Source organism: Streptomyces sp. NPDC060194 (genome assembly GCF_042728285.1).
GTDB lineage: Bacteria > Actinomycetota > Actinomycetes > Streptomycetales > Streptomycetaceae > Streptomyces.
In genome coordinates, this window is sequence record NZ_JBHWZH010000025.1 from 1 (window position 1) to 26069 (window position 26069).

The window sequence follows — 26069 nt, forward strand, 5'->3', positions numbered from 1 at the left end:
GGCTATAGCTCAGTTGGTAGAGCGCCTGCATGGCATGCAGGAGGTCAGGAGTTCAATTCTCCTTAGCTCCACACCCCAAGGATCCCGCCCGGTCACCTCGACCGGGCGGGATTCCGCGTTTCCGGGTCAACCCCGGCCGCTGCCCAGCGCCTTGCGCACGGGCGAGGGGAGCACGGCCCGCGCGGGCCGCGCCGCCCGCTCCCCGGCGCCGCCCTGCTCCTGCTCGATGCGCAGCGCCAGCGCGGGGCACCGGCGCACCGCCCGCTGGGCCCGGCCCCGCAGGTGCTCGGGGACGGCGGCGTCGGCGAGGGCGGGGTAGCCGTCGGGGCCGAGCCGGATCAGCTCGGGGACGAGGCCCGCGCACAGCCCGTGGCCCTCGCACAGCGTCCAGTCGACGTGGAGCTTCTCGCCGGAGGGCAGGCCCTCCTCCTGGTAGCCGGGCATCGGCAGCGGCAGCACGCCCGTCGTCTCGCGGCCGCAGCCGCCGCTCAGGACGTGGGCGGCCAGGTCGTCGGTGAACGCCTGGAGGGTGGACTGGTAGAAGCGCACCGAGCCGTCGGGGTGCTTGCACGCCCCGCGGCCCTTCACCGCCTGGGTGATCTGCCGCAGGGACTCCAGGGCGGCCTGTCCGCCGCCCTGGATCAGCTCGGCGAGCTTCCCGGCCGCCGACGGCAGGCCGAGCTTGCAGGGGCCGCACTGCCCGGCCGTCTCGGCGGCCAGCCAGTTCGCCACCCGCAGCGACTCGCCGAGCGGGCACGTCTCCGGGCCGATCGGCAGGATCGCGCCCGCGCCCAGCGAGCCGCCGACGGCCGCGAGCGAGGCCTTGGAGACCACCGCGTCGTGGGCGGCCACCGCGTCGATCCACTGCCCGTGGTAGCCGCCGGTCAGGACGCCCTGCGGGAGCGGGGGAGCGCCCGCGAGCTGCAGGACGTAGCGCAGCGGCACCCCGGTGGGCACCTCGACGACCATCGGCCGGGCGACGGCCCCGGAGATCGTCAGCAGGACGGTTCCCGGCTCCTCGGCGAGCCCCGTCGCCCGGTAGCGCAGGGCGCCGATCCGGGCGGCGACGGCGATCTGCGCGAACGTCTCGGTGTTGGAGAGCAGGGTCGGCGCGCCGCCGACGCCCGACTCCGCGGCCCGGGAGCGGCGGCCCGGCGGCAGCGCGGGGCCGCCGTCCGCGGCGCGGATCAGCGAGGACGCCTCGCCGGAGACCATCCGCTCGGGGGTGCGCACGATCCGGGCCCGCAGCGGGGCGCCGCGGCGGTCGCTCAGCCCGCGCTCGGCGAAGGCCTTGCGGATCGACGCCTCGGTGGAGTTGCGGGTCACGCCGACGATCAGGGTGCGGGCGCCGAGCGCCTCGGCGGCGAGCAGGGCGCCGTCCAGGACCAGGTGCGGGGCCCGGTTCAGCATCACGGTGTCCTTGCGGCAGGCGGGTTCGCCCTCGCTGCCGTTGATCACGACGACCGGGCGGACACCGCGCCGGATCGCTGACTTCGCGACGGCGCGCAGCTTGCGGCCGAAGGGGAACCCGGCGCCGCCGCGGCCGGTGAGGCCGATGTCCTCGGCGAGTTCGGCGAGCCGCTCGCCGGTCATCGGGGCGAGCGGACCGTGCACCTTGAGGTGCATGCCGAGATCGAGCCGGTCGACGAGGTCGAAGCCGGCGGTCAGCTGGGGGAGGCCGACCACGCGGACCTCGGGCACGTCGGGGAGGGGGATGTTCAAGGCCGGTCTCCTGCGGGGGTGGACCAGGGCTCACCGGGGGGCGGGGGGTAGAGCGGGGCGGTGGCCGGCTGGGTGTCGTCGAGGGCGGACGGGGGCGGCGGCGAGGGGGTGGGCCACCGGGGGGCCGCCGCCTGCGGGGCGGGGGTCTGGAAGAGCGGGTCGTGGACGGCCCCCTCGTACGGCGCGTAGGGCGCGCGCGGAGGGGTCGCGTAGGGGTCGCGGCCGCCCGGGACGCCGTAGGGGTCCTGGAAGATCGGCAGCTCCTCGGTCATGGGGACGCGCTCGGCCAGCGGGGGGTCGGTCGGCGCCGAGGGGCCGCGCGGGGGCGGGTCGGCCGGCGGGAAGCCGGCGGAGCGGAAGACGGGGTCGGTGCGGACGGAGGAGGCGGGCGCGTCGCGGCGGGTCCGCGAGCCCCTGCCGTCCTGGGGGACCGGGCGGGAGCCGGGGAGCGGGGCGTGCATCGGGTCGCGCGGGCCGGTCCGCGGGGCGCGCTCCGCCCCGCGCGCCGGGTCGCGGGTCAGGTCGGCGACGTACCCGCGCACCTCGCGCTTGACGGACTCCGGCAGCAGTCGGGCGACGAGGGCGACCGCGACCGCGGCCAGGCACAGGCAGTACATGACGACGACCCAGGTGGCGGGGGCGCGCCCCGCGTACAGGCCGTGCACCAGGGCGGAGCACCAGGCGGGGTAGGCGAGGGCGTGCAGGGCGCGCCAGCGGCCGGCGACGGTCCGGTCGGGGCTCGCGAACGCGCTCCTGAGGACGCCGGTCGCGGCGGTGGTGACCATGAGGAAGCCGGCCAGCGAACCGAGGCCGATCAGGGCCCCGGACCCGGTGACGCCGAGTCCGAAGGGGAGCAGCGCCCCGATGAGGGCGACGTGGCCGAGGGCGACCTTGAGGGCCGCGTGCAGCAGCATGAAGCCGAGGGAGGCGACGGCGGTCGCGCGGTGGATGCCCTGGGCGAGGATGCGCTGGCGGGGGTCCAGGAGGAGCCGGTCCCTGGCGAGGAGCCCCCAGGCGACCGCGGAGGTCAGGGAGACCAGGGAGAGCACGCCGCTGGTGAAGTCCAGGGCGGCCCGCAGACTGTCGCTCGCGGTGGCCGCGAGCACGGGTATCAGGATCAACAGGGCCGCGGTGGAGCCGATCTGCAGCGGCCGGCTCGGCACGGCGGTGTTTCGGATCTTGCGGTCAGGGCTCATGGAGGCGACTCCGAACGGATCGGGAAAGCGGTCCCGGCTCCGCACTCTAGGTCGCGCTATACCGGTCAGTACGAGGTTTGAGTTATTGCGTCGTTATCAAGTGGGCACCGGCATCTGGTGTTGTCCGGGTAGCGGGTGGTACGCGGGGTAAGCCCGCACGGAGAGTCCTTGATCGTGTGCGCTGCGGGGCACCCTGCGCGTGCCCTACGGGCCCCGGCCGGAACGCGCTGCGGCCCCGCGCCGCGCTGCGGTACCCTGACGCCATGCGTGCCGTACGACTTCTGCTTAGCGGGCCGCACTGATCAGTCCCGGCGGATGATCCCTCCCGTGGTGAGGTGATCCGCGCGGAATCAGTGTGGCTGTCCCCTCCTGTGCGAGGGGATTTCTGTTTTCCGCGTATGTGCCGGCCGCTCGCAGAGACGATCGATGGAGCTTCAGGAATCATGACCGAGACGAATTCGGCTGCCGAGTCCGCAGCCCAGCAGTCCGCCGCGCCGTTCAAGTACGTCGCGGCGCTGGCGGCCGACATCGAGGCGCGCTGGCAGGACGTCTGGGAGGCGGAGGGCACCTACGAGGCGCCCAACCCCCGCGGCGACCTGGCGGGCGCCGACGCCGCCGCGCGGGCGCTGGCCGAGCGGCCCGAGAAGTTCATCATGGACATGTTCCCGTACCCGTCGGGCGCCGGCCTGCACGTGGGCCACCCGCTGGGGTACATCGCCACCGACGTCTTCGCCCGCTACCAGCGGATGAACGGCCACAACGTCCTGCACACGCTGGGCTTCGACGCCTTCGGCCTGCCCGCCGAGCAGCACGCCGTCGCCACCGGCACGCACCCGCGGATCTCCACCGAGGCCGCCATGGACAACATGCGCGGCCAGCTGCGCCGGCTGGGCCTGGGCCACGACAAGCGCCGGTCGATCGCCACGATCGACCCGGAGTACTACCGGTGGACCCAGTGGATCTTCCTGCAGATCTTCAACTCCTGGTACGACACCGAGGCCGGGCGCGCGCGCCCGATCGACGAGCTGGTCGCACAGTTCGCCGACGGCTCCCGTGAGGTCCCCGGGGGCCGCTCCTGGGACGCGCTGACCGCCGTCGAGCGCGCGGACGTGCTGAGCGGGTACCGGCTGGCCTACGCCTCGGACGCGCCCGTCAACTGGTGCCCGGGCCTGGGCACCGTGCTGGCCAACGAGGAGGTCACCGCCGAGGGCCGCTCCGAGCGCGGCAACTTCCCCGTCTTCAAGTCCAAGCTGCGCCAGTGGAACATGCGCATCACCGCCTACGCCGACCGGCTGCTGAGCGACCTGGAGCCGCTGGACTGGCCCGAGGCGATCAAGCTGCAGCAGCGGAACTGGATCGGCCGCTCCGAGGGCGCGCGGGTCGACTTCCCGGTGGGCGACCGCGCGATCACCGTCTTCACCACCCGCCACGACACCCTGTTCGGCGCCACCTACATGGTCCTGGCCCCCGAGCACGAGCTGGTCGACGCGATCGTGCCCGACGCCTGGCCCGAGGGCACACACGAGGTGTGGACCGGCGGCCACGGCACCCCCGCCGAGGCCGTCGCCAAGTACCGCGCGTTCGCCGCGTCGAAGTCCGACGTCGAGCGGCAGGCCGACGCCAAGGAGAAGACTGGCGTCTTCACCGGCGCGTACGCGACCAACCCGGTCAGCGGCGAGCAGGTCCCCGTCTTCGTCGCCGACTACGTCCTGATGGGCTACGGCACCGGCGCCATCATGGCCGTCCCCGCCCACGACGCCCGCGACTTCGCGTTCGCGCGCGCCTTCGAGCTGCCGATGCGCTGCGTCGTCCAGCCCTCCGACGGCCGCGGCGAGGACACGACGACGTGGGAGGACGCGTTCGTCTCCTCCGACGCGCACCTGGTCAACTCGGCCAACGCGGACGTCTCCCTGGACGGCCTGGGCGTCGCCGAGGCCAAGGAGCGCGTCACCGCCTGGCTGACGGAGCACGGCGTCGGCGAGGGCACCGTCAACTTCCGCCTGCGCGACTGGCTGTTCAGCCGCCAGCGCTACTGGGGCGAGCCCTTCCCGCTGGTCTACGACGAGGACGGCGTCGCCCACGCGCTGCCCGAGTCGATGCTGCCCCTGGAGCTGCCGGAGGTCGACGACTACAGCCCGCGGACCTTCGAGCCCGACGACGCCGCCTCGCAGCCCGAGACGCCGCTGTCGCGGAACGAGGAGTGGGTGAACGTCACCCTGGACCTGGGCGACGGCTTTGGCCCGCGCACGTACCGCCGCGAGACCAACACCATGCCCAACTGGGCCGGTTCCTGCTGGTACGAGCTGCGCTACCTGGACCCGCACAACAGCGAGCGGCTGGTCGACCCCGACATCGAGCGCTACTGGATGGGCCCCCGCGAGGACCGGCCGCTCGGCGGCGTCGACCTGTACGTGGGCGGCGCGGAGCACGCCGTGCTGCACCTGCTGTACGCGCGGTTCTGGTCGAAGGTGCTGTTCGACCTGGGCCACGTCTCGTCCGCCGAGCCGTTCCACAAGCTGTACAACCAGGGCATGATCCAGGCGTTCGTCTACCGGGACGGCCGCGGCTTCCCGGTGCCGGCGACGGAGGTCGAGGAGCGGGACGGGCAGTTCTTCTTCGCGGGCGAGCCGGTGAAGCGCGAGCTGGGCAAGATGGGCAAGTCCCTGAAGAACGCCGTCACCCCGGACGAGATCTGCGTCGAGTACGGGGCGGACACCCTGCGCCTGTACGAGATGGCGATGGGCCCCCTGGACGTCTCCCGCCCCTGGGACACCCGCGCGGTCGTCGGCCAGTACCGGCTGCTGCAGCGGCTGTGGCGCAACATCGTCGACGAGACGACCGGCGAGGTCACCGTCGTCGACACCGCCCCGGACGAGCCGACGCTGCGCGCCCTGCACAAGGCGATCGACGGGGTGGGCAAGGACCTGGACGGGATGCGGTTCAACACCGCGATCGCCAAGGTCACCGAGCTGAACAACTTCCTGACCAAGGCGGGCGCGCCGCTGTCCCGCCCGGTCGCGGAGTCGCTGGTGCTGCTGGTCGCCCCGCTGGCCCCGCACATCGCCGAGGAGCTGTGGCACAAGCTGGGCCACGGCGACTCGGTCGTGCACCAGGACTTCCCCGTCGCCGACCCGGTGTACGCGGTCGCGGAGTCGGTGACCTGCGTCGTGCAGATCAAGGGCAAGGTCAGGGCGCGCCTGGAGGTGTCCCCGTCGATCACCGACGAGGAGCTGGAGGCGCTGGCGCTGGGCGACGAGGCCGTCGTCGCGGCGCTGGGCGGCGCGGGCGTGCGGAAGGTCATCGTGCGGGCGCCGAAGCTGGTGAACATCGTCCCGGCGTAGGTCCGGTCGCGGCGCGGGGGCGGTCCGGGGTCGGGGGCCCCGGCGCGGGGCGGTCCCGGCTCGCGGGCCGGCCTAAGGGTTGTTCCCTACGGGCAGGTTGGGGGTTCCTCGGGAACCCTCGGCCTGCCCGTGTGCGTTTACGGTGGGAGTGGACGTCCCCGATGCTTGGAGGAGCACCCGTGGAAGCCGTGATCGCCGTCGTGGCGCTGCTCTTCGTGCTGTTCCTCGCCGCGGGGGTGTACGCGACGGTGAAGGCCGTGGGCGCCGCCAAGCGCGGCGTGGACCGCACGGTCAGCCAGGCCCGGCGGACCTACGAGGACACCGCGCTGCGCGCGAAGACCTACACCCAGGGAGGTGCGGCCGGCGCGCTCGCCGAGCTGCGGCTGTCCCTGCGCACCTCGATGCGCTCCACCCAGGACGCCCTCGCGGCGTCCCCGGTCGAGGACGGGTCGTTGACCGAGTCCAAGGAGCTCTTCGCCCGCCTCAGCGAGCACGGGCACGCCCTCGACGGGGAGCTGAGGCTGCTCGAACGCGACCCGGACCGGGCCAGGATCTCCGAGCGGCTGCCCGACCTGAAGGAGCGCACCGAGCGGATCGTGCACGCCGCCGACTCGATGCGGTGGGCGGTCCGCGACCGCGCGCGGAAGTTCGCCGACGACGACCTGGCCTCGCTGAGCGCGCAGATCGAGGTCGAGTCCGGGGCGCTGCGGCACTGGGCGACCGAGGGCGGCGCGGCGAGTCCGGCCGACGAACTGGCCGAGCTGGACCGGCAGCCGTGGCCGGAACCCGCCGGGCGCGAGGGCTCGGCGGCGGCTGGGGGAGAGGCGGGGGCCCAAGGGGCCACGCTCGCCGACCCGCAGGCGATCACGGCGGGCGGGCGGCCCGGCCCGTACCCCTGGGAGGAGCGGCGCGAGCCCGTCGCGGAACGGGTCGCGGACCCGCGCGCCCGCACCGAGGACTGGGCGGAGCGCAAGCGGCGGCGGCCGAGCGGCGACGTCTGAGGGGCCCCGGCCGAGCGGCTTTCGCGGCCGGCGGTGGTCGGCGGGTGCAGCGCGGGGGGTGCGGCTCGGACGGCGCGTCCCGGAAGGTGCGTCCCGGAAGGTGCTCCTCGGCGGGTGCGGCGCGGACCCCAGGCGTCCGGGCGGCGACGGCGGTGGTGCCGGCGGGTGAGCGGCGGGTGCCGGCCGGTGCGGGGCCGGGCTGCCGCTGCGGGCCCCGGACGGGTAACCTCCGACTCATGTCCCGCCATGTCGCGATCGTCACCGATTCCACGGCCTACCTGCCGCAGCGGGAGATGGAGCGGCACGGCATCACCGCGGTCCCGCTGACCGTCGTCCTCGGCGACCGTGCGCTGGAGGAGGGCACCGAGATCTCCGCCCGCTCGCTGGCGGAGGCGCTCCAGAAGCGCCGCTCGGTCACCACCTCGCGACCCGCCCCCGAGGTCTTCGCGCGCACGTACCGCGCGCTCGCCGGGTCGGGGGCCGAGGAGATCGTCTCCCTGCACCTGTCCGCCGAGTTCTCCGGCACCTACGACGCCGCCGTCCTCGCCGCGCGGGAGGCGCCGGTGCCGGTGCGGGTGGTGGACACCGGGATGGTCGCGATGGCGCTCGGCTTCTGCGCGCTGACCGCGGCGCGGACGGCGGAGGCGGGCGGCAGCCTCGACGAGACGGTGGCCGCCGCCCAGAAGCGCGCGGCCGGCACCTCGGCGTACTTCTACGTCGACACCCTCGACTACCTGCGGCGGGGCGGGCGCATCGGCGCGGCGCAGGCGCTGCTCGGCTCCGCGCTCGCGGTCAAGCCGCTGCTCGAACTGGAGGGCGGGCGGATCGAGTTGCGCGAGAAGGTGCGCACGGCGTCCCGGGCGATCGCGCGCCTGGAGGAGGTCGCCGTCGAGCGTGCGGGGGCGGCGGACGTCGACATCGCCGTCCACCATCTCGCCTCGCCCGACCGGGCGGAGGCGCTCGCCGAGCGGCTCCGCGAGCGGGTGCCGGGGCTCGGTGCGCTGCACGTGAGCGAGGTCGGCGCGGTCATCGGGGCGCACACGGGCCCGGGGCTGCTGGGAGCGGTCGTCTCGGCGCGGTGAGGCGGGGCGCGGCGCGCGGTCCGACGCGCGGTGCCGGGCGTGCGGTCAAGGGGCCGTCCGAGTGAGCTGAGTTGTCCACAGGCCGCGGTTATCCACCAAGATCAACAGTGGGGTGGGGGGCTGCATACCGTTGCGGGCATGACTCCTTCTGCAGCGAACACCCAGGCGGTTGACCGGCTTTCGGCGGTGGGGACGGATCGTGGCCCCGGCTCCGTTTGCCGTCCCGACTTCGGCTCCGGCTCCGGCACGGCGAGCAGTGGGCCGGGGCGGGGCCTCGCGTCCGACGGACGGGTCCGGCGGCGCCGGCGCGGGGCCGGTACGGGGCCCGGGCGGCGGACGGACCGGTTCGGCGGGCGGGGGCGGGCGGGGCCGGGACATCCCTCGGCGGAGGCGCTGCGGCTGCGCGCGGAGGCGTTGTTCGTGGGTGCGGTGGGTGCGGTGGGTGCGGTGGGGCCGCCTGCCGGGGCCGCGGTGCCGGTGGTCGACGAGTCGCCGCCGCCCGTCGGTGGGCCGCCTCCGCCCGTCGAGGTGCCGCCCCGACCCGCGGGCGCGGTCGCCGCGCGGGAGGCGTTGCGGCGGGCGCGGGAGGCGCAGGAGCTGAGGGTCCGTGAGGAGGCCGACCGGCGCGCGGCGCGGGTCCGGGCGCGGGAGGCGGCGGGGGCGGAGCTCGCCGAGCGGCGCAGGGCGCGGGACGGGGAGGAAGGGGTGGGCCCCGAGGGCGGGGAGTGCCGCGGAAGCGCGGCCGCTCCCGGGTTGCCCCGGGCGCACGGCAGCGCGGCGGTCCCGCGGGAGGATGCCGCCGTATTGGCGGGCGGGGACAGTCCCTCCGCACCCACCGGCCGTCCCGGGGCGCACCGCCGGACGCGGGTCCCGGCCGTCCCCGCCGGGGAGCGGGTGCGGCTGCTGCTCGCCGAGCGGTTGCCGTTGTGGGTGCAGGCCCGGTGCGGGATGGGGCGGCGGAACCTGGTCGCGCTCGCCGTGCTGCTCTCGGTGGGCACGGCGTTCGCGGTGCAGCACTTCTGGTCGGGGCGGCCGGAGGCGGTGCGGGCGCCCGAGGTCGTGGGGGCGCGAGCCGCGGTGCCGGCGGCCGGGCCGGAAGCGGCCGCGACCGGCCGGGGCGGTCCCGCGGAGTTCGGCGAGGCCGTCGTCCCGGCCGGCGGGGCGGCGGACGCCCCGGCGGGCGGCTCCGGGGCGCGCGGTGCGCGGCTCGTGGTGGACGTGGGCGGCAAGGTCCGCGAGCCCGGCGTCTACCGGCTGCCGGCCGGCTCCAGGGTCGCCGACGCGCTGCGCGCGGCGGGCGGGGTGAAGGCCGGGGCGGACACCGGGGGACTCAACCGGGCCCGGCTGCTCGTCGACGGCGAACAGGTGATCGCCGGCGGCCCCGCGGCACCGGGTCCGCCGCCTCCCGCCGGCGGTCCGGCCGCGCCCGCCGCCGGACCGGTCTCCCTCAACACCGCCACCGTCGAGCAGCTCGACGCCCTCCCGGGCGTCGGACCGGTCCTCGCGCAGCACATCCTCGACTTCCGCACCCAGAACGGCGGGTTCCGGTCCCTCGACCAGCTCCGCGAGGTCAACGGCATCGGAGACCGGCGGTTCGCCGACCTGAAGAACCTCGTCCAGCCATGACCACGCCGGGCCGACAGGGGGAGCCGGAGCCCCAGGGGGCGCCGAGTGGGCGGCCCGGCACGGTGGGAGGGGCGACGGGCCCGCCGGGCGGGGCGGCCGGGCGGGAGCGGGCGGCCGTGCACGCCGCGTCCGGGCACCGGCTCGGGGCGTCGAACCCGCGGCGGGAGGACGGGCCGGCCGATCTGCGGCTGGTGGCGCCCGCGCTGGCCGGGTGGGCGGCGGCCGCGGTGGCGGTGGGGGTGCCGGGGGTCTGGACGGTGGTCGGGGCCGGGGTCTGCGGGGTGGCGGCCGTGGCGCTGCTGCGCGCGCCGCGAGGGGTGCGGGGGCGCGGAGCGGGCCCGGGGCTCGTGGCCTGGGCGGCGACCCTGCTGTGCGCGGCGCTCCTCGGTGTCACCGCCGCCCTGCACGCCGCCGACCTGCACCGGGGCCCCGTCCCCGGCCTCGCCGCCGCGTTCGCCCACGCCGAGGCGGAGGTGCGGGTGACGGGCGACCCGCGGCTGGTGCGGCCGAAGGCGGCGGGTGCGGTGGTGATGCCGGCGGTGATCGTGATCGCCGGGGAGGTCACCCGGGTCGAGGCGGGAGGCGTCGTCACCCGGACCCGGACCCCGGTGCGGCTCGTGGCGCGGGACCGGGCCTGGCTGGGGCTGCTGCCCTCCACGCGGGTGCGGGTGCACGCCCGGTTCGCGCCCGCCCGCGAGGGGGAGCGCAGCGCGGCCGTGCTGCGGGTGACCGGCAAGGGTCCGCCCCGGACCGTCGCACCGCCGACCGCGCTCCAGACCAGGGCCGGGGAGCTCCGGGCCGGCCTGCGCGAGGCCACCGACGGGCTGCCGCCGGACGCCCGCGCCCTGCTGCCGGGCCTGGTGGTGGGCGACACCTCCCGCGTCCCGCCGGACCTGGAGGAGGCCTTCCAGGCCACCGACCTGACGCACCTGCTGGCCGTCTCCGGCTCCAACCTGACCATCGTGCTCGTGCTGCTCATCGGGCCCCCGGGGCTGGCGCTGCGGGCCGAGCGGCGCGGGCTCGCGCCCCGGCTCGGGATCCCGCTGCGGGCCACCGCGCTGCTCGGCGGTGTGCTGACGCTGGCATTCGTGATCGTGTGCCGGCCCGAGCCCAGCGTGCTGCGGGCCGCGGCCTGCGGGGCGATCACCCTGCTCGCCATCGGCACCGGCCGGCGCCGCTCGCTGCTCCCCGCCCTTGCCGCCGCCGTCGTCCTGCTGCTCCTGTACGACCCCTGGCTGTCGCGGAGTTACGGATTCCTGCTCTCCGTGCTGGCCACCGGGGCCCTGCTCACCCTCGCCCCGGTCTGGAGCGAGGCGCTGCAGCGGAGGGGGATGCGGCCCCGGTGGGCGGAGGTGCTCGCGGCGGCGGGGGCGGCGCAGGCGGTGTGCGCGCCGGTGGTCGTGGTGCTGGCGGCGCGGGTGAGCCTGGTGGCGATCCCGTGCAACCTGCTGGTGGAGTTCGCGGTCGCCCCGGCGACCGTGCTGGGCTTCGCCGCGCTGGCGGCAGCCCCGCTCGCGATGCCCGCGGCGGAGGGGCTGGCCTGGTGCGCGAGCTGGCCGGTGCGGTGGATCGCGGTGGTCGCGCGGACCGGGGCCGAGCAGCCGGGGGCGACGTTCGGATGGCCGGGCGGCTGGTCGGGGGCGCTGCTCCTCGCGGGGGCCACCGCCGCGGTCGTCCTGGCGGCGGGGCGGATCCTCCGGCACCCCTGGTGGGCGGCCGCCTGCGTGCTGCTCCTGCTGGTCGCCGTCGTCCGCCCGGCCCCGCTCACCCGGATGGTCACCGGTTGGCCCCCGCCGGACTGGCGGATCGCGATGTGCGACGTCGGCCAGGGCGACGCCACGGTGCTCGCGGCGGGGGAGGGCAGCGCGGTCGTGGTGGACGCCGGCCCCGAACCCGGGCCCGTCGACCGGTGCCTGCGGGCGCTCGGGGTCGCCCGGGTGCCGCTGGTGCTCGTCACCCACTTCCACGCGGACCACGTCGGCGGGCTGCCCGGAGTGCTGCGAGGGCGGGCGGTCGGGGCGATCCAGACCACCGGGCTCGCGGAGCCGCCCGGCCAGGCGGCGCTGGTGCGGCGCGTCGCGGCGGCGGCCGGGGTGCCGGTCTCGGCCGCGGTGGCGGGAGAGCGTCGGCGGGCGGGCCCGCTGGAGTGGCGGGTGCTCTGGCCGCCCCCGCCGCCGCTGCCTCCGCCCGAGGGGGCGAACGACTCCTCGGTGGCCCTGCACGTCCGCACCGGCGGCCTGACGGCGCTGCTCCTCGGCGACCTCGAACCGCCCGCCCAGCGCGCCCTGCTGCGCGCCCACCCCGCACTGCCCCCGGTGGACGTCCTGAAGGTCGCCCACCACGGCTCGGCCTTCCAGGACCCCGAGCTGACGCGCCGGGCGAACCCCCGCGTCGCGCTCGTGTCGGCGGGCCGGGACAACACCTACGGCCACCCCGCGCCCAGCACCCTGGCCGCGCTGCACCGCCAGGGGGCGACCGTCCTGCGCACCGACCGGGACGGCCCCATCGCCCTGTCGGGCGGGGAGCCGGACGGCGGGGTCCCGGCACTGCGGGCGTCCCTGGTGGGCGGGCCGTTCCGCGGGACCCGCGGTCCTACGGGGCCTCCCGCCAGCCCTCCCACTCGCCGGCGAACGCGTCCAGGGCCGTCGGGTCGAGACGGGCCTCGGCGTCCTCCACGACGACCAGCCACTGGGCGTCCTCGGCGTCGTCCTCCCCGGCCAGCGCGTCCCGGACGAGCTGCGGTTCCTCGCGGACGCCGAAGCGGGCCGCCAGCTCCTCGGCGACCTCCTCGGCGGCGTCGCGGTCGGGCAGCACCAGTACGTGTCTCGTCTCGCTCACCGGGCCATTCTCCGTCACCGCGGGCGGTGGCCTTCCCCTGTCAGTGGCCCGTGGGATGCTGGTCGGCGATGACGCCCCGCAAGAACCAGACCGACGACCCGCTGGCCCCGCTGACCCTCGCGGTCGGCCAGGAGGAGCTGCTCCTGGACCGCGCCGTCCAGGAGGTGGTGGCCGCCGCCCGCGCCGCCGACGCCGACACCGACGTGCGCGACCTGGCCCCCGACCAGCTCCAGCCCGGCACGCTCGCCGAGCTGACGAGCCCGTCGCTCTTCGCCGAGCGCAAGGTCGTCGTCGTGCGGAACGCGCAGGACCTCGCCGCCGACACGGTCAAGGACGTCAAGGCGTACCTCGGCGCCCCCGCCGAGGAGATCACCCTGGTGCTGCTGCACGCCGGCGGCGCCAAGGGCAAGGCGCTGCTCGACGCGGCCCGCAAGGCCGGGGCGCGCGAGATCGCCTGCCCGAAGATGACCAAGCCGGCCGACCGGGTCGCGTTCGTCCGCGGCGAGTTCCGCACCCGCGGCCGCTCGGCGACCCCCGAGGCCACCCAGGCGCTCGTCGACGCCATCGGCAGCGATCTCAGGGAGCTGGCGAGCGCGGTCTCCCAGCTGACCGCCGACATCGAGGGCACGATCGACGAGGCCGTCGTCGCCCGGTACTACACCGGCCGCGCCGAGGCCTCCAGCTTCACCGTCGCCGACCGGGCCGTCGAGGGCCGCGCGGCCGAGGCGCTGGAGGCGCTGCGCTGGTCGCTGGCGACCGGTGTCGCCCCGGTGCTGATCACCAGTGCGCTCGCGCAGGCCGTCCGCGCCATCGGCAAGCTCGCCTCCGCGCCGCGCGGGGCCCGCCCCGGCGACCTTGCCCGCGACCTCGGCATGCCCCCCTGGAAGATCGACCGGGTGCGCCAGCAGATGCGCGGCTGGACGGCCGACGGCGTCGCCGCCGCGCTCACCGCCGTCGCCGAGGCGGACGCCGGCGTCAAGGGCGGCGGCGACGACCCCGAGTACGCGCTGGAGAAGGCGGTCGTCGCCATCGCCCGCGCGGCCCGCGCCCGCGCCTGACCCGTACCCGGGGTCGGCCCCGCCCCGCCGCGTGCCCCCGCGCCGGGACCGGCCCCGGGCACGACGAAGCCCCGGTCCGGACGCCTGGGGAAGGCGTCGGAGCCGGGGCTCGTCGCAAGCGGTGCGGCACCGCACCCGCGTGGCGAACGCAGATCGTGTGCGGTGCCTGGGTGCCGGTTCGGGAGCGGAAGAGAGGGCCCGCTGGTTCCCGGCCCGGCTTTCGACATCAGTGAGCGCGGCGGCGGACCGCCGGGCTCAGCACGTCAGAAGGGGCTCAGCCCTGCTGGGTGGCAGCCGCGCGAGCCAGGGCCGACTTCTTGTTGGCGGCCTGGTTCTTGTGGATGACACCCTTCGAGACAGCCTTGTCGAGCTGACGGGTGGCGGCGCGAGTGGCCGCGGTGGCCTTCTCGACGTCACCCGCGGCGACGGCCTCGCGGGCCTTGCGGATCGCGGTCTTGAGCGACGACTTGACGGCCTTGTTGCGCAGGCGCGCCTTCTCGTTGGTCTTGTTCCGCTTGATCTGGGACTTGATGTTCGCCACGAAGAGAGCCTTTACAGGTTCGGTTGATTTTCGACTGTGCACCGACCGCTGAGAGGGCAGGAGGGCACAGCTGTCCAAACTACCAGCCGTCCCCCGACCGGCCCAAACCGGACCCGGTCCGCCACCCGTGGGACCATGGGGGGACGTATCGCCGTTCAGCCCCGATGCCGACCGAGACGAGACGCCCCGCGTCTCAAGAATCAGGACCCTGCGTGCCCGCGACCCCTACGAACGTGCCCGAGCCGAGCCGTACCGACTCGGACCTGCTCCGTAACTTCTGCATCATCGCGCACATCGACCACGGCAAGTCCACGCTCGCCGACCGGATGCTCCAGCTGACCGGTGTGGTCGACCAGCGGCAGATGCGCGCCCAGTACCTCGACCGGATGGACATCGAGCGCGAGCGCGGGATCACCATCAAGTCGCAGGCCGTCCGGCTGCCGTGGGCGCCGACGGAGGGACCCGACCAGGGGCGCACCCACGTCCTGAACATGATCGACACCCCCGGGCACGTGGACTTCACCTACGAGGTGTCCCGCTCCCTGGCCGCCTGCGAGGGCACGATCCTGCTGGTCGACGCGGCGCAGGGCATCGAGGCGCAGACGCTCGCCAACCTCTACCTGGCGATGGAGAACAACCTCACCATCGTCCCGGTGCTCAACAAGATCGACCTGCCGGCCGCCCAGCCGGAGAAGTTCTCCGAGGAGCTGGCCAACCTCATCGGCTGCGACCCCGAGGACGTGCTGAGGGTCTCCGCGAAGACCGGCGTCGGCGTGGACGCGCTGCTCGACCGCGTCGTGCGGGACGTGCCGGCCCCCGTCGGCGTCAAGGACGCCCCCGCCCGCGCGATGATCTTCGACTCGGTCTACGACTCCTACCGCGGCGTCGTCACCTACGTCCGTGTCGTCGACGGGCAGCTCAACAAGCGCGAGCGCATCCGGATGATGTCGACCGGCGCCACCCACGAGCTGCTCGAGATCGGCGTGTCGTCCCCCGAGATGACGCCGTCCGACGGCCTGGGCGTCGGCGAGGTGGGCTACATCATCACCGGCGTGAAGGACGTCCGGCAGTCCAAGGTCGGTGACACGATCACCAGCAAGGAGAAGGGCGCGGAGCAGCCCCTCGGCGGGTACAAGGACCCCAAGCCGATGGTGTTCTCCGGGCTCTACCCGCTCGACGGCTCGGACTACCCCGACCTCCGCGAGGCGCTCGACAAGCTGCAGCTCAACGACGCGGCGCTCGTCTACGAGCCCGAGACGTCCGCCGCGCTCGGCTTCGGCTTCCGCGTCGGCTTCCTCGGCCTGCTCCACCTCGACGTCATCCGCGAGCGCCTGGAGCGCGAGTTCGGCCTCGACCTGATCGCCACCGCCCCCAACGTGGTCTACCGCGTGATCATGGAGGACGGGAAGGAGCACCAGGTCACCAACCCGAGCGAGTTCCCCGAGGGCAAGATCGACAAGGTGTTCGAGCCGGTCGTCCGGGCCACGATCCTCGCCCCCAGCGAGTTCATCGGCTCGATCATGGAGCTCTGCCAGAACCGCCGCGGCACCCTCCTCGGCATGGACTACCTCTCCGAGGACCGGGTCGAGATCCGCTACACCCTCCCGCTCGCCGAGATCGTCTTCGACTTCTTCGACCAGCTGAAGTCCAAGACCCGCGGCTACGCCTCGCTCGACTACGAGCCCACCGGCGAGCAGGACGCCCAGCTCGTCAAGGTCGACATCCTGCTCCACGGCGACCGCGTCGACGCGTTCTCCGCGGTCACCCACAAGGACGCGGCCTACGCGTACGGAGTGCGGCTGGTCGCCAAGCTGCGCGAGCTCATCCCGCGGCAGGCCTTCGAGATCCCCGTCCAGGCGGCCATCGGCTCCCGGGTCATCGCCCGCGAGACGATCCGCGCCATCCGCAAGGACGTCCTCGCCAAGTGCTACGGCGGCGACATCTCCCGCAAGCGCAAGCTGCTCGAGAAGCAGAAGGAGGGCAAGAAGCGGATGAAGATGGTCGGCTCCGTGGAGGTGCCCCAGGAGGCCTTCATCGCGGTCCTCTCCAGTGATGACAGCGGCAAGAAGAAGTAAAGCGCGGTAAAAGGGGCGGCGGCCCGCCGGGGACCGCCGCACCGCCCCCACGAGGCCTGTGACGTGTACGCGTCGCAGGCCTCCGCCGTGTCCCGTTCGATATGAAGAGGCGGGACGGCGACACTTACCCCCACGGCGCTCGGCCTCTAGTCTGATCTCTGCTCCATGGTTACTGGCAAGTTAAACAAGCGTGGACGAACCGTCAGTCGCACGCAGAGTCGCGGGCCCGGAGGATGTCGTGAGCGACGCACAGAACCAGATCGAAAACCGTCCGCCGTCCGTGGCGAACCTGTTCCTGAAGCGGGTGGCCGCCACCCCGGACGCCGAGGCCTACCGCTATCCCGTGCCCGCCGCGTCCGGCGAGGGCCCCGACGACTGGAAGTCGCTGAGCTGGGGCGAGGCCGCGAAGCGGGTCTTCGCCGTCGCCGCCGGGCTGATCGACCTCGGCGTGCTGCCCGAGCAGCGCGTCGCGCTCGCGTCCAACACCCGGGTCGAGTGGATCCTCGCCGACATCGGCGTGATGTGCGCCGGTGCGGCCACCACCACGATCTACCCGAGCACCAACGCCGACGAATCGGGCTACATCCTCTCCGACTCCGGCAGCGTGGTGCTGATCGCGGAGGACGCCGGGCAGCTCGCGAAGGCCCGCGAGAAGCGCGCGGAGCTGCCGGACCTCAAGCACGTCGTGGTCATCGACGCGGCCGGCGTCGAGGCGGACGCCGCGGACCCCGAGGGCTTCGTCCTCAGCCTCGCCGACCTGGAGGCGCGCGGCGCCGCGTACCTGGAGCACAGCCCGAAGGCGGTCGAGGAGCGCGTCGAGGCGATCACCGCCGACCAGCTCGCCACCCTGATCTACACCTCCGGCACCACCGGCCGCCCCAAGGGCGTGCGGCTGCCGCACGACAACTGGTCGTACATGGCCAAGGCGATCTCCGCGACCGGGCTGCTCACCAAGGACGACGTCCAGTACCTGTGGCTGCCGCTCGCGCACGTCTTCGGCAAGGTGCTCACCTCCGGGCAGGTCGAGATCGGGCACGTGACGGCCGTCGACGGCCGGGTCGACAAGATCATCGTGAACCTGCCGGTGGTCCAGCCGACGTACATGGCCGCGGTGCCGCGGATCTTCGAGAAGGTCTACAACGGGGTCGCCTCCAAGGCGCGGGCCGGCGGCGGCGCCAAGTACAAGATCTTCCTGTGGGCGGCGGGCGTCGCCCGCGAGTACGCGAAGGTCAGCCAGGACAACTTCCAGCGCACCGGCACCGCGTCCGTGCCGTTCAAGCTCCGGGCGCAGCACGGCCTCGCCGACAAGCTCGTCTACTCCAAGCTGCGCGACGCGTTCGGCGGCCGGCTGCGGGCCGCGGTCTCCGGCTCCGCGGCGCTCGCCCCCGACATCGGCTACTTCTTCTCCGGCGCCGGCATCCACATCCTGGAGGGCTACGGCCTCACCGAGACGAGCGCGGCCTCCTTCGTCAACCCGGGCGAGGCGTACCGCACCGGCACGGTCGGCAAGCCGGTGCCCGGCTGCGAGGTGCGGATCGCCGACGACGGGGAGATCCTGCTGCGCGGGCCCGGCGTCATGCAGGGCTACCACGGTCAGCCGGAGAAGACCGCCGAGGTCCTGGAGCCCGACGGCTGGTTCCACACCGGCGACATCGGCGAGCTGTCCGCGGACGGCTACCTGCGGATCACCGACCGCAAGAAGGACCTGATCAAGACGTCCGGCGGCAAGTACATCGCGCCGGCCGAGGTCGAGGGCCAGTTCAAGGCGGTCTGCCCCTACGTCTCCAACATCGTCGTCCACGGCGCGGACCGGAACTTCTGCGCGGCGCTGATCGCGCTGGACGGGCCGACGGTCGAGGCGTGGGCGAAGGAGAACGGGCTCGACGGGAAGTCCTACGCGGAGATCGTCGCCGCGCCGCAGACGGTCGAGCTGATCCAGGGGTACGTGGACCAGCTCAACGAGGGCCTGCAGAGGTGGCAGACGATCAAGAAGTTCCGGCTGCTGCCGCGGGATCTCGACATCGAGCACGGTGAGCTGACGCCGAGCCTGAAGCTGAAGCGGCCGGTGGTCGAGCGGGAGTACAAGCACCTCATCGACGAGATGTACGAGGGCTCCCGCGAGGCGTAGGGGTCGCACGACGAGGGGCCCGCAACGGGGTTGCGGGCCCCTCGTCATGGCACGGGTCACCCGCGGCGGGCCAGATCCCTCACTCACCGCACGCGTCCGGGCTCGTTCTGTCACGCTGAGGCGTTGTCGTAGACGTCGACGCTGGAGCGAAACCGTGGGTGCGATCCCCCCGCCACGCCTCGGATCCGCGCACACCGCGCTGCCGGGGAACTCACTGGCGCCCGCGGCCGCCCGGAACTTCGTGCGGGCCGCGCTCGCGGGGTGGGCGGCGGCGGGCGGGCCGGCGGCGGCGGGCGTGTCGGAGCGGCTGGCGGACGACGCGGTGCTGCTGGCGAGCGAGCTGGTGACGAACGCGGTGGTGCACGCGCGGACGCAGGTGGAGGTCGCCTGCCGGCTCGAGGGCGCGGCCGGGGAGGACGGGGCGGGGCTCGTCCTGGAGGTCACCGACCACCACCCGGCGCGGGACGTGCGCAAGGGCGTCGCCGAGCGGGGCGGCGGGCTGCCGGAGTTCGGCCGGGGGCTGCGGATCGTGGCACGGCTGACGGACTCCTGGGGGATCACCTACCGGCCGCGGACGAAGACGATCTGGGCCCGGCTGCCCGCCGACGCGGAGCCCGGGTCGTACCTGGGGGAGGTGCCGCTGCAGCGGGGGCTGCGGGTGGCGGAGATCCTCGCCCCCTCGCCCACGCGCTCCGGCCGCGGCCCGGACCCGGAATGGGGCAGCCGCGGCGCGCTGTCGTTCCTCGCCGAGGCGTCGGACCTGCTCGCCGGCCAGTTCGACGAGGAGATGGTGGCCGCGCTGGTCTGCCAGCTGCTCGTGCCGCGGCTCGCGGACTGGTGCGCGGTGTGGCTGCGCGAGGACGAGGCCCGGCACCGCAAGGGCGAGGAGGACGACGCGGTACGGCTGGTGCGGGTCTGGCACTCCAACGAGGGGCGGATCGAGGACCTGCACGCCCTCCTGGAGAAGGAGCCCCCGCGCGTGCCCCGGGCCGTGGCCGGCGGGGCCGTCCCGCTGCCCTACCCCTGCCTGCCCGACGGGCCCGACCTCGGCGGCGCGGCCCTCGCCTTCCCGCTCGTCGCGGGCGGGCGGAACCTCGGCACGCTGCTGATCGGCCGCAGCGGGCTGCTGCACTTCCCAGCCGAGGTCGTCGGCCTGCTCACCGACTTCGGCCGGCGGGCCGCGCTCTCGGTCGCCGCCGCTCGCCGCTACACCCGCCAGGCCACCATCAGCCGGGTCCTCCAGCGCGGGCTGCTGCCCAAGGGCGTCGCCGAGATCCCCGGCGTCCGCACCGCGCTGGTCTACGAGCCGCGCGGCGAGGGCCTCGCGGGCGGCGACTTCTACGACGTCTTCCCCGCGGGGGACGGCCGCTGGTGCTTCATGCTCGGCGACGTCTGCGGCAACGGGCCCGAGGCGGCCGTCGTCACCGGCCTCGCCCGGCCCTGGCTGCGGCTCCTCGCCCGGGAGGGCTACCCGGTCGCCGACGTCCTCGACCGGCTCAACCGGCTGCTCCTGGACGACGCCCTGGAGCACGCCGAGGCCGCCGCGCGGGCGGCCGCCGTCGCCGGCGGATCCGACCCGCACCTCCCGGCCGAGGGGGCGCAGCCCCGGTTCCTGTCGCTCCTGTACGGCGAGCTGGTGCCGAGGCCGGCCGCCGAGGGCGGCGGGGCGCGCTGCACGCTCGCCAGCGCCGGGCACCCGCTGCCGCTGCTGCTCGACCCGGCCGGCTCCGTCCGGCCCGTCGCCGCCCCGCAGATGCTGCTCGGCGTGGTCGAGGACACCGGGTACGGCAGCGAGACGTTCGACCTCGCGCCCGGCGACACCCTCCTGTGCGTCACCGACGGAGTCACCGAGCGGCGCTCCGGGCAGCGGCAGTTCGACGACGGCGACGGGCTCGCGCTCGCGCTGCGCAGCTGCGCCGGGCTCGACGCGCCGCTGGTCGCCGAGCGGATCCGGCGGCTCGTGCACGGCTTCGACGCCACGCCGCCGGACGACGACCTCGCGCTGCTCGTGCTGCAGGCGGTCCCCGGAGCCGGGTGAGAGGGCGCCCGCGCGGGTGGCGGACAATGGGGGCATGCCTTCCGTACTGCCCGATGGTGAGCCCGTGCCCGACGACGGGGCGCTGCCCGCGTCCGCCCTCGACGGGGCGGCCGACCGGCCGCTCGGCTTCTACCTGCACGTCCCGTACTGCGCCACGCGCTGCGGGTACTGCGACTTCAACACCTACACGGCCACCGAGCTGCGCTCCTCCGGAGGCGTGCTCGCCTCGCGGGACAACTACGCCGACACCCTGGTCGACGAGGTCCGGCTCGCGCGGAAGGCGCTCGGCGACGACCCCCGGCCGGTGCGGACGGTCTTCGTCGGCGGGGGAACGCCCACGCTGCTCGCCGCGGGGGACCTGGTGCGGATGCTCGGGGCGGTGCGGGAGGAGTTCGGCCTGGCGCCGGACGCGGAGGTCACCACCGAGGCGAACCCCGACTCCGTCGACCCGGCGTACCTCGCGGAGCTGCGGGCGGGCGGGTTCAACCGGATCTCCTTCGGGATGCAGAGCGCGCGGCAGCACGTCCTGAAGGTGCTCGACCGGACGCACACCCCCGGCCGGCCCGAGGCGTGCGTCGGGGAGGCGCGGGCGGCGGGCTTCGACCACGTCAACCTCGACCTCATCTACGGGACGCCGGGGGAGAGCGACGACGACTGGCGGGCGTCGCTGGACGCGGCGATCGGGGCGGGGCCCGACCACGTCTCCGCGTACGCGCTGATCGTCGAGGAGGGGACGCAGCTCGCGCGACGGATCCGGCGGGGGGAGGTCCCCATGACGGACGACGACGAGCACGCGGACCGGTACCTGATCGCCGACGAGGTGCTCGCGGCGGCGGGCTTCGACTGGTACGAGGTGTCCAACTGGGCCACCTCGGCCGCCGGGCGGTGCCTGCACAACGAGCTGTACTGGCGGGGGGCGGACTGGTGGGGGGCCGGGCCCGGGGCGCACAGCCACGTGGGTGGCGTGCGGTGGTGGAACGTCAAGCACCCCGGTGCGTACGCCGCGGCGCTGGCGGAGGGGCGGTCGCCGGGGGCGGGGCGGGAGGTGCTGTCCGGGGAGGACCGGCGGGTCGAGCGCGTCCTCCTTGAGCTGCGGCTGCGGGAGGGCTGCGAGTTGGCCCTGCTGCGGCCGGCAGGTCTTGCCGCGGCGCGGCGGGCTCTGACGGACGGGCTCCTGGACCCTGCCCCCTTCGCCGCGGGGCGGGCGGTCCTGACGCTGCGGGGCCGCCTCCTCGCCGACGCGGTCGTCCGCGACCTGGTGGACTAGGTTCCGGGGCCGCGCCCGCGCGGCCTCGAACGCCGGCCGGGCCGAGATCCTTCGGCGGCTCGCGCCGAAGCCGCGGCGGGGACCTACTCGGCCGGGGCCGTGACGAAGTCGATCAGTTCCTCGACGCGGCCGAGGAGTTCGGGTTCCAGGTCCTTGTAGGAGTGGACGCGGGAGAGGATGTGCTGCCAGGCCGCGCCCGTGTCGGCGGGCCAGCCGAGCGCCGCGCAGACGCCGGTCTTCCAGTCCTGGCCGCGGGGGACGACGGGCCAGGCGGGGATGCCGAGGGAGGAGGGCTTCACGGCCTGCCAGACGTCGATGTAGGGGTGGCCGAGGACGAGGACGTCGGGGTGGGTGACCTGTGCGGCGAGGCGGGACTCCTTGGAGCCGGTGACGAGGTGGTCGACGAGGACGCCGAGACGCGCGTCGGGGCCGGGGGAGAAGGAGGCGACGACGGAGGGCAGGTCGTCGACGCCCTCGAGGTACTCGACGACGACGCCCTCGACGCGCAGGTCGTCGCCCCAGACCCGCTCGACGAGTTCCGCGTCGTGGCGGCCCTCGACGTAGATCCGCCCCGCCCGGGCGACCCGCGCGCGGGCGCCGGGGACGGCGAGGGAGCCGGACGCGGTGCGGGTGGGCCGCGCGGGGCCGGCCGCGGGGCGGACGAGGGTGACGGTGCGGCCGTCGATGAGGAAGCCGCGCGGGTCGAGCGGGAAGACCCGGTGCTTGCCGAAGCGGTCCTCCAGGGTGACCGTGCCGGCCTCGCAGCCGATCACCGCCCCGCAGAAGCCGGTCGCGACCTCCTCGACGACGAGGTCCCGCTCGGCGGGGACCTCGGGCGCGGGCGCCTGCTTCTTCCAGGCGGGGGTGAGGTCGGGGTCGTAGTGTCGCGGCGTCATGCGGATCATTGTGTCCGCCGGACGTCAGGACACGCCGAACCGCTGCGCGAGCGCGGCGCGCTGGGCGCGGACGAAGCCGGCGTCGACGACCGCGCCGTGCCCGGGGACGTAGCGCGCGGCCCCGCCGCCGAGGGCGAGGAGCCGGTCGAGCGCGGCCGGCCAGCGCGCGGGCAGCGCGTCGGGGCCGGCCTGGGGCGTCCCGGACTCCTCGACGAGGTCGCCGCAGAAGACGACGTCCGGGGCGTCGGGCCCGCCGGGGACCAGGACCGCCAGGTCGTGCGCGGTGTGGCCGGGGCCGACGTTGGCGAGCACCGCCTGCCGGCCCCCGCCGAGCTCGACGGTCCGCTCCCCGGAGACCAGGTGGTCGGGCCGCACGAACAGGTCCCCGGCCTCGGCCGCGGCGGCCGCCTCGACACCGTGCCGCACCGCGTCGGAGACGACCTCGTCCGCGGGCAGGGTGTCGTAGCCGACCGCGGCGAGGACGGTGACGCCGGCGAACGCGGGCGCGCCGAGGACGTGGTCGAAGTGGGGATGGGTGAGTGCGAGATGTGTCACCCGGTCGGGGACGGGGAAGCCGTCCGCCGACCAGCGGGCGAGCAGACCGCCGGCCCAGGCGCGCAGCTCCGCGCCCTGCCGGAGCGTGGCGCCGGCGTCGATCAGGAGCGCGGCGTCCGGACCGGCGACGAGCCCGGCGGTGCAGTCCCAGCCGGGCAGCCGGCGGCGGGCGGTGCCGGGGGCGAGGATCTCCCCGTCGTGGTGGTCCGGTGCGGATGCCATGGCTGCGAGGGTAGTCACGCCCACGCGGGTTGCTCCGGCCGCCCCGCCCGGCCGTACACTGAGCCGGAAGATTGCTGGCACTCGGAGTGAGTGAGTGCCAGGGACGGATCGACGGGAAGCACAGCTGGAGGTGCGCGGATGCTCAACGAACGCAGGCTCGAAGTGCTGCGCGCCATCGTCCAGGACTACGTCGGCACCGAGGAGCCCGTCGGCTCCAAGGCGCTGACCGAGCGGCACCGGCTCGGCGTCTCGCCGGCCACGGTGCGCAACGACATGGCGGCCCTGGAGGAGGAGGGGTACATCGCCCAGCCGCACACCAGTGCGGGGCGGATCCCCACCGACAAGGGCTACCGGCTCTTCGTCGACAAGCTGGCCGGCGTCAAGCCGCTGTCCACGCCCGAGCGGCGGGCCATCCAGAACTTCCTGGACGGCTCGCTCGACCTCGACGACGTGGTCGGCCGTACGGTGCGGCTGCTCGCGCAGCTGACCCGGCAGGTGGCCGTCGTGCAGTACCCCTCGCTGACCCGGTCGACGGTCCGGCACGTGGAGCTGCTCGGGCTGGCCCCGGCGCGGCTGATGCTCGTGCTGATCACCGACACCGGGCGGGTCGAGCAGCGGATGGTCGACTGCCCCGCCCCGTTCGGGGAGAACGCGCTCGCGGACCTGCGGGCCCGGCTCAACGCCCGGGTGGTGGGGCGCCGGTTCGCCGACGTGCCGCCGCTGGTGCAGGACCTGCCGGAGTCGTTCGAGACGGAGGACCGGGGCACGGTCCAGGCCGTCCTCGCGACGCTGCTCGAAACCCTGGTCGAGGAGACCGAGGAGCGGCTGATGATCGGCGGCACCGCCAATCTCACCCGCTTCGGCCACGACTTCCCGCTCACCATCCGTCCCGTCCTCGAAGCGCTGGAGGAGCAGGTCGTGCTCCTCAAGCTGCTCGGGGAGGCGAAGGATTCGGGCATGACCGTACGCATCGGGCACGAGAACGCCCACGAGGGACTCACCTCCACCTCGGTCGTCGCGGTCGGCTACGGTTCGGGCGACGAGGCCGTCGCGAAACTCGGCGTCGTCGGACCGACACGCATGGATTACCCGGGAACGATGGGAGCGGTACGCGCAGTGGCACGTTACGTCGGACAGATCCTGGCGGAGTCGTAAGTGGCCACGGACTACTACGCCGTACTCGGCGTGCGCCGCGACGCCTCGCAGGACGAGATCAAGAAGGCCTTCCGCAGGCTGGCCCGCGAGCTTCACCCGGACGTGAACCCGGACCCGAAGACGCAGGACCGGTTCAAGGAGATCAACGCCGCGTACGAGGTGTTGTCGGACCCGCAGAAGAAGCAGGTCTACGACCTCGGCGGCGACCCGCTGTCCCAGCAGGGCGGCGGCGCGGGCGGGTTCGGGGCCGGCGGCTTCGGCAACTTCTCCGACATCATGGACGCGTTCTTCGGCCAGGCCCAGCAGCGCGGACCGCGCTCGCGGACCCGCCGGGGCCAGGACGCCATGATCCGCCTCGACGTCACCCTGGACGAGTCGGCCTTCGGGACCACGAAGGACATCCAGGTCGACACCGCCGTCGTCTGCACCACGTGCAGCGGCGAGGGCGCTGCCCCCGGCACGTCCCCGCAGACGTGCGACATGTGCCGCGGCCGCGGTGAGGTCTCGCAGGTCACCCGGTCCTTCCTGGGCCAGGTCATGACCTCGCGGCCCTGCCCGCAGTGCCAGGGCTTCGGCACGGTCGTGCCGACCCCCTGCCCGGAGTGCGCGGGCGACGGCCGGGTGCGCTCGCGGCGGACCCTGACGGTCAAGATCCCCGCGGGCGTCGACAACGGCACCCGCATCCAGCTGGCCGGCGAGGGCGAGGTGGGCCCCGGCGGCGGACCCGCCGGCGACCTCTACGTCGAGATCCACGAGACCCCGCACGAGGTGTTCCAGCGGCGCGGCGACGACCTGCACTGCACGGTCACGCTGCCGATGACCGCGGCGGCCCTCGGCACCAAGGTGCCGCTGCAGACCCTCGACGGCGTCGAGGAGGTCGACATCCGGCCCGGCACGCAGTCGGGGCAGTCGATCCCGCTGCACCAGCGCGGCATCACCCACCTGCGCGGCGGCGGGCGCGGGGACCTCATCGTGCACGTCGAGGTGCTCACCCCCGCCAAGCTCGACCCCGAGCAGGAGCGGCTGCTGCGCGAACTCGCCGCGCTGCGCGGCGAGGAGCGCCCCACGGGGCAGTTCCAGCCGGGCCAGCAGGGGCTGTTCTCGCGTCTCAAGGACGCGTTCAACGGCCGCTGAGAGGCTTCGCGGGGCGGGTCGGGGGCCACGGCCCTCGGCCCGCCCCTTCGCGTGCGCGGGCGGCCGCGATGCACCGGCCGCGTGGCGCAGGCTTCTCCCGCGGGGGCACGAGCCGCGTGCGGCGCGGTGCGGCCGACGGCTCGGGCGCCGCCGGGTCGTGTCCGCGCGGCGGGAGTCCGGGCTTCGCCGTGTCA

16 protein-coding genes, 1 tRNA gene and 2 pseudogenes are annotated in these 26069 nt (G+C 74.8%); 13 read left to right on the forward strand and 6 right to left on the reverse strand.

The window, feature by feature from the left end; all coding sequences use genetic code 11:
* Nucleotides 1–71 (forward strand) — tRNA-Ala (locus ACFWEG_RS08240).
* A 55-nt stretch (nucleotides 72–126) separates the two neighbouring features.
* Here ACFWEG_RS08240 and ACFWEG_RS08245 read toward each other — a convergent pair.
* Together ACFWEG_RS08245 and ACFWEG_RS08250 are read right to left on the reverse strand one after the other, a co-directional pair.
* The gene (locus ACFWEG_RS08245) at nucleotides 127–1722 is read right to left on the reverse strand and encodes an NADH-ubiquinone oxidoreductase-F iron-sulfur binding region domain-containing protein (RefSeq protein ID WP_387210579.1); all 1596 of its coding nucleotides are present in this window, start codon (nucleotides 1720–1722) and stop codon (nucleotides 127–129) included.
* Complete coding sequence (locus tag ACFWEG_RS08250; protein ID WP_387210582.1) at nucleotides 1719–2918, reverse strand: hypothetical protein; 1200 nt, start codon at nucleotides 2916–2918, stop codon at nucleotides 1719–1721. The genes ACFWEG_RS08245 and ACFWEG_RS08250 overlap by 4 nt, the downstream gene beginning before the upstream one ends.
* A 443-nt stretch (nucleotides 2919–3361) precedes the next feature.
* On the opposite strand from ACFWEG_RS08250, the gene leuS reads away from it, so the two are divergent.
* The 5 genes and pseudogenes from leuS to ACFWEG_RS08275 all read left to right on the forward strand — a co-directional run.
* Nucleotides 3362–6259 (forward strand): leucine--tRNA ligase, encoded by a 2898-nt coding sequence (gene leuS, locus ACFWEG_RS08255; protein ID WP_387210585.1) that lies wholly within the window; start codon nucleotides 3362–3364, stop codon nucleotides 6257–6259.
* 179 nt (nucleotides 6260–6438) lie between these two features.
* Entirely contained in the window at nucleotides 6439–7260 is an 822-nt protein-coding gene (locus ACFWEG_RS08260) for a hypothetical protein (protein ID WP_387210588.1), read from the forward strand.
* 236 nt (nucleotides 7261–7496) lie between these two features.
* Nucleotides 7497–8342, forward strand: coding sequence for a DegV family protein (locus ACFWEG_RS08265; RefSeq protein ID WP_387210591.1), 846 nt, complete (start codon nucleotides 7497–7499; stop codon nucleotides 8340–8342).
* A gap of 447 nt (nucleotides 8343–8789) precedes the next feature.
* On the forward strand, nucleotides 8790–9968 hold the full coding sequence (locus ACFWEG_RS08270) for a helix-hairpin-helix domain-containing protein (protein WP_387210594.1): 1179 nt from the start codon (nucleotides 8790–8792) through the stop codon (nucleotides 9966–9968).
* Nucleotides 9965–12487, forward strand: a pseudogene (locus ACFWEG_RS08275) (ComEC/Rec2 family competence protein); the annotation flags it as partial. The gene ACFWEG_RS08270 and the pseudogene ACFWEG_RS08275, both read left to right, overlap by 4 nt.
* A gap of 73 nt (nucleotides 12488–12560) precedes the next feature.
* Here ACFWEG_RS08275 and ACFWEG_RS08280 read toward each other — a convergent pair.
* Nucleotides 12561–12806 carry a hypothetical protein gene (locus tag ACFWEG_RS08280; protein ID WP_387210710.1) on the reverse strand — a complete coding sequence of 82 codons (246 nt, stop codon included), beginning with the start codon at nucleotides 12804–12806 and terminating at the stop codon, nucleotides 12561–12563.
* A 128-nt stretch (nucleotides 12807–12934) separates the two neighbouring features.
* Here ACFWEG_RS08280 and holA point away from each other — a divergent pair.
* Nucleotides 12935–13864, forward strand: a pseudogene (gene holA / locus ACFWEG_RS08285) (DNA polymerase III subunit delta); the annotation flags it as partial.
* Between the two features lie 274 nt (nucleotides 13865–14138).
* Here the strand turns inward: holA and rpsT are convergent.
* Nucleotides 14139–14405 (reverse strand): 30S ribosomal protein S20, encoded by a 267-nt coding sequence (rpsT, locus tag ACFWEG_RS08290; RefSeq protein WP_387210597.1) that lies wholly within the window; start codon nucleotides 14403–14405, stop codon nucleotides 14139–14141.
* Nucleotides 14406–14617: 212 nt separating this feature from the next.
* Between rpsT and lepA the strand changes: the two genes are divergently transcribed.
* From lepA to hemW, 4 genes are all read left to right on the forward strand, one after another.
* Entirely contained in the window at nucleotides 14618–16480 is a 1863-nt protein-coding gene (gene lepA, locus ACFWEG_RS08295) for a translation elongation factor 4 (protein ID WP_387210600.1), read from the forward strand.
* 238 nt (nucleotides 16481–16718) lie between these two features.
* Nucleotides 16719–18608: an AMP-dependent synthetase/ligase gene (locus tag ACFWEG_RS08300; RefSeq protein ID WP_387210603.1), complete on the forward strand. Its 1890-nt coding sequence runs from the start codon at nucleotides 16719–16721 to the stop codon at nucleotides 18606–18608.
* Between the two features lie 46 nt (nucleotides 18609–18654).
* Nucleotides 18655–20646, forward strand: a complete 1992-nt coding sequence (locus ACFWEG_RS08305; protein ID WP_387210606.1) for a SpoIIE family protein phosphatase — start codon at nucleotides 18655–18657, stop codon at nucleotides 20644–20646.
* Nucleotides 20647–20680: 34 nt separating this feature from the next.
* A complete protein-coding gene (hemW, locus tag ACFWEG_RS08310; protein ID WP_387210609.1) occupies nucleotides 20681–21913 on the forward strand; it encodes a radical SAM family heme chaperone HemW in 1233 nt (410 codons plus the stop codon).
* A gap of 83 nt (nucleotides 21914–21996) precedes the next feature.
* Here the strand turns inward: hemW and ACFWEG_RS08315 are convergent, their stop codons facing one another.
* Nucleotides 21997–22809, reverse strand: coding sequence for a DUF3097 domain-containing protein (locus ACFWEG_RS08315; protein WP_387210612.1), 813 nt, complete (start codon nucleotides 22807–22809; stop codon nucleotides 21997–21999).
* Between the two features lie 24 nt (nucleotides 22810–22833).
* Entirely contained in the window at nucleotides 22834–23586 is a 753-nt protein-coding gene (locus tag ACFWEG_RS08320) for an MBL fold metallo-hydrolase (protein ID WP_387210615.1), read from the reverse strand.
* Between the two features lie 138 nt (nucleotides 23587–23724).
* Here ACFWEG_RS08320 and hrcA point away from each other — a divergent pair, with 138 nt between their 5' ends.
* The gene (gene hrcA, locus ACFWEG_RS08325; RefSeq protein WP_387210618.1) at nucleotides 23725–24741 is read left to right on the forward strand and encodes a heat-inducible transcriptional repressor HrcA; all 1017 of its coding nucleotides are present in this window, start codon (nucleotides 23725–23727) and stop codon (nucleotides 24739–24741) included.
* Complete coding sequence (gene dnaJ / locus ACFWEG_RS08330; RefSeq protein WP_387210621.1) at nucleotides 24742–25875, forward strand: molecular chaperone DnaJ; 1134 nt, start codon at nucleotides 24742–24744, stop codon at nucleotides 25873–25875. It begins immediately after the preceding gene.
* Nucleotides 25876–26069 lie beyond the last annotated feature (194 nt).

Bases quoted from the DNA above. Each gene is read 5' to 3' on its own strand.
- ACFWEG_RS08320 (WP_387210615.1), bottom strand. From the start codon at position 23,586: ATGGCATCCGCACCGGACCACCACGACGGGGAGATCCTCGCCCCCGGC.
- ACFWEG_RS08265 (WP_387210591.1), top strand. From the start codon at position 7,497: ATGTCCCGCCATGTCGCGATCGTCACCGATTCCACGGCCTACCTGCCG.
- ACFWEG_RS08315 (WP_387210612.1), bottom strand. From the start codon at position 22,809: ATGACGCCGCGACACTACGACCCCGACCTCACCCCCGCCTGGAAGAAG.
- ACFWEG_RS08305 (WP_387210606.1), top strand. From the start codon at position 18,655: ATGGCACGGGTCACCCGCGGCGGGCCAGATCCCTCACTCACCGCACGC.
- hrcA (WP_387210618.1), top strand. From the start codon at position 23,725: ATGCTCAACGAACGCAGGCTCGAAGTGCTGCGCGCCATCGTCCAGGAC.
- hemW (WP_387210609.1), top strand. From the start codon at position 20,681: ATGCCTTCCGTACTGCCCGATGGTGAGCCCGTGCCCGACGACGGGGCG.
- leuS (WP_387210585.1), top strand. From the start codon at position 3,362: ATGACCGAGACGAATTCGGCTGCCGAGTCCGCAGCCCAGCAGTCCGCC.
- ACFWEG_RS08250 (WP_387210582.1), bottom strand. From the start codon at position 2,918: ATGAGCCCTGACCGCAAGATCCGAAACACCGCCGTGCCGAGCCGGCCG.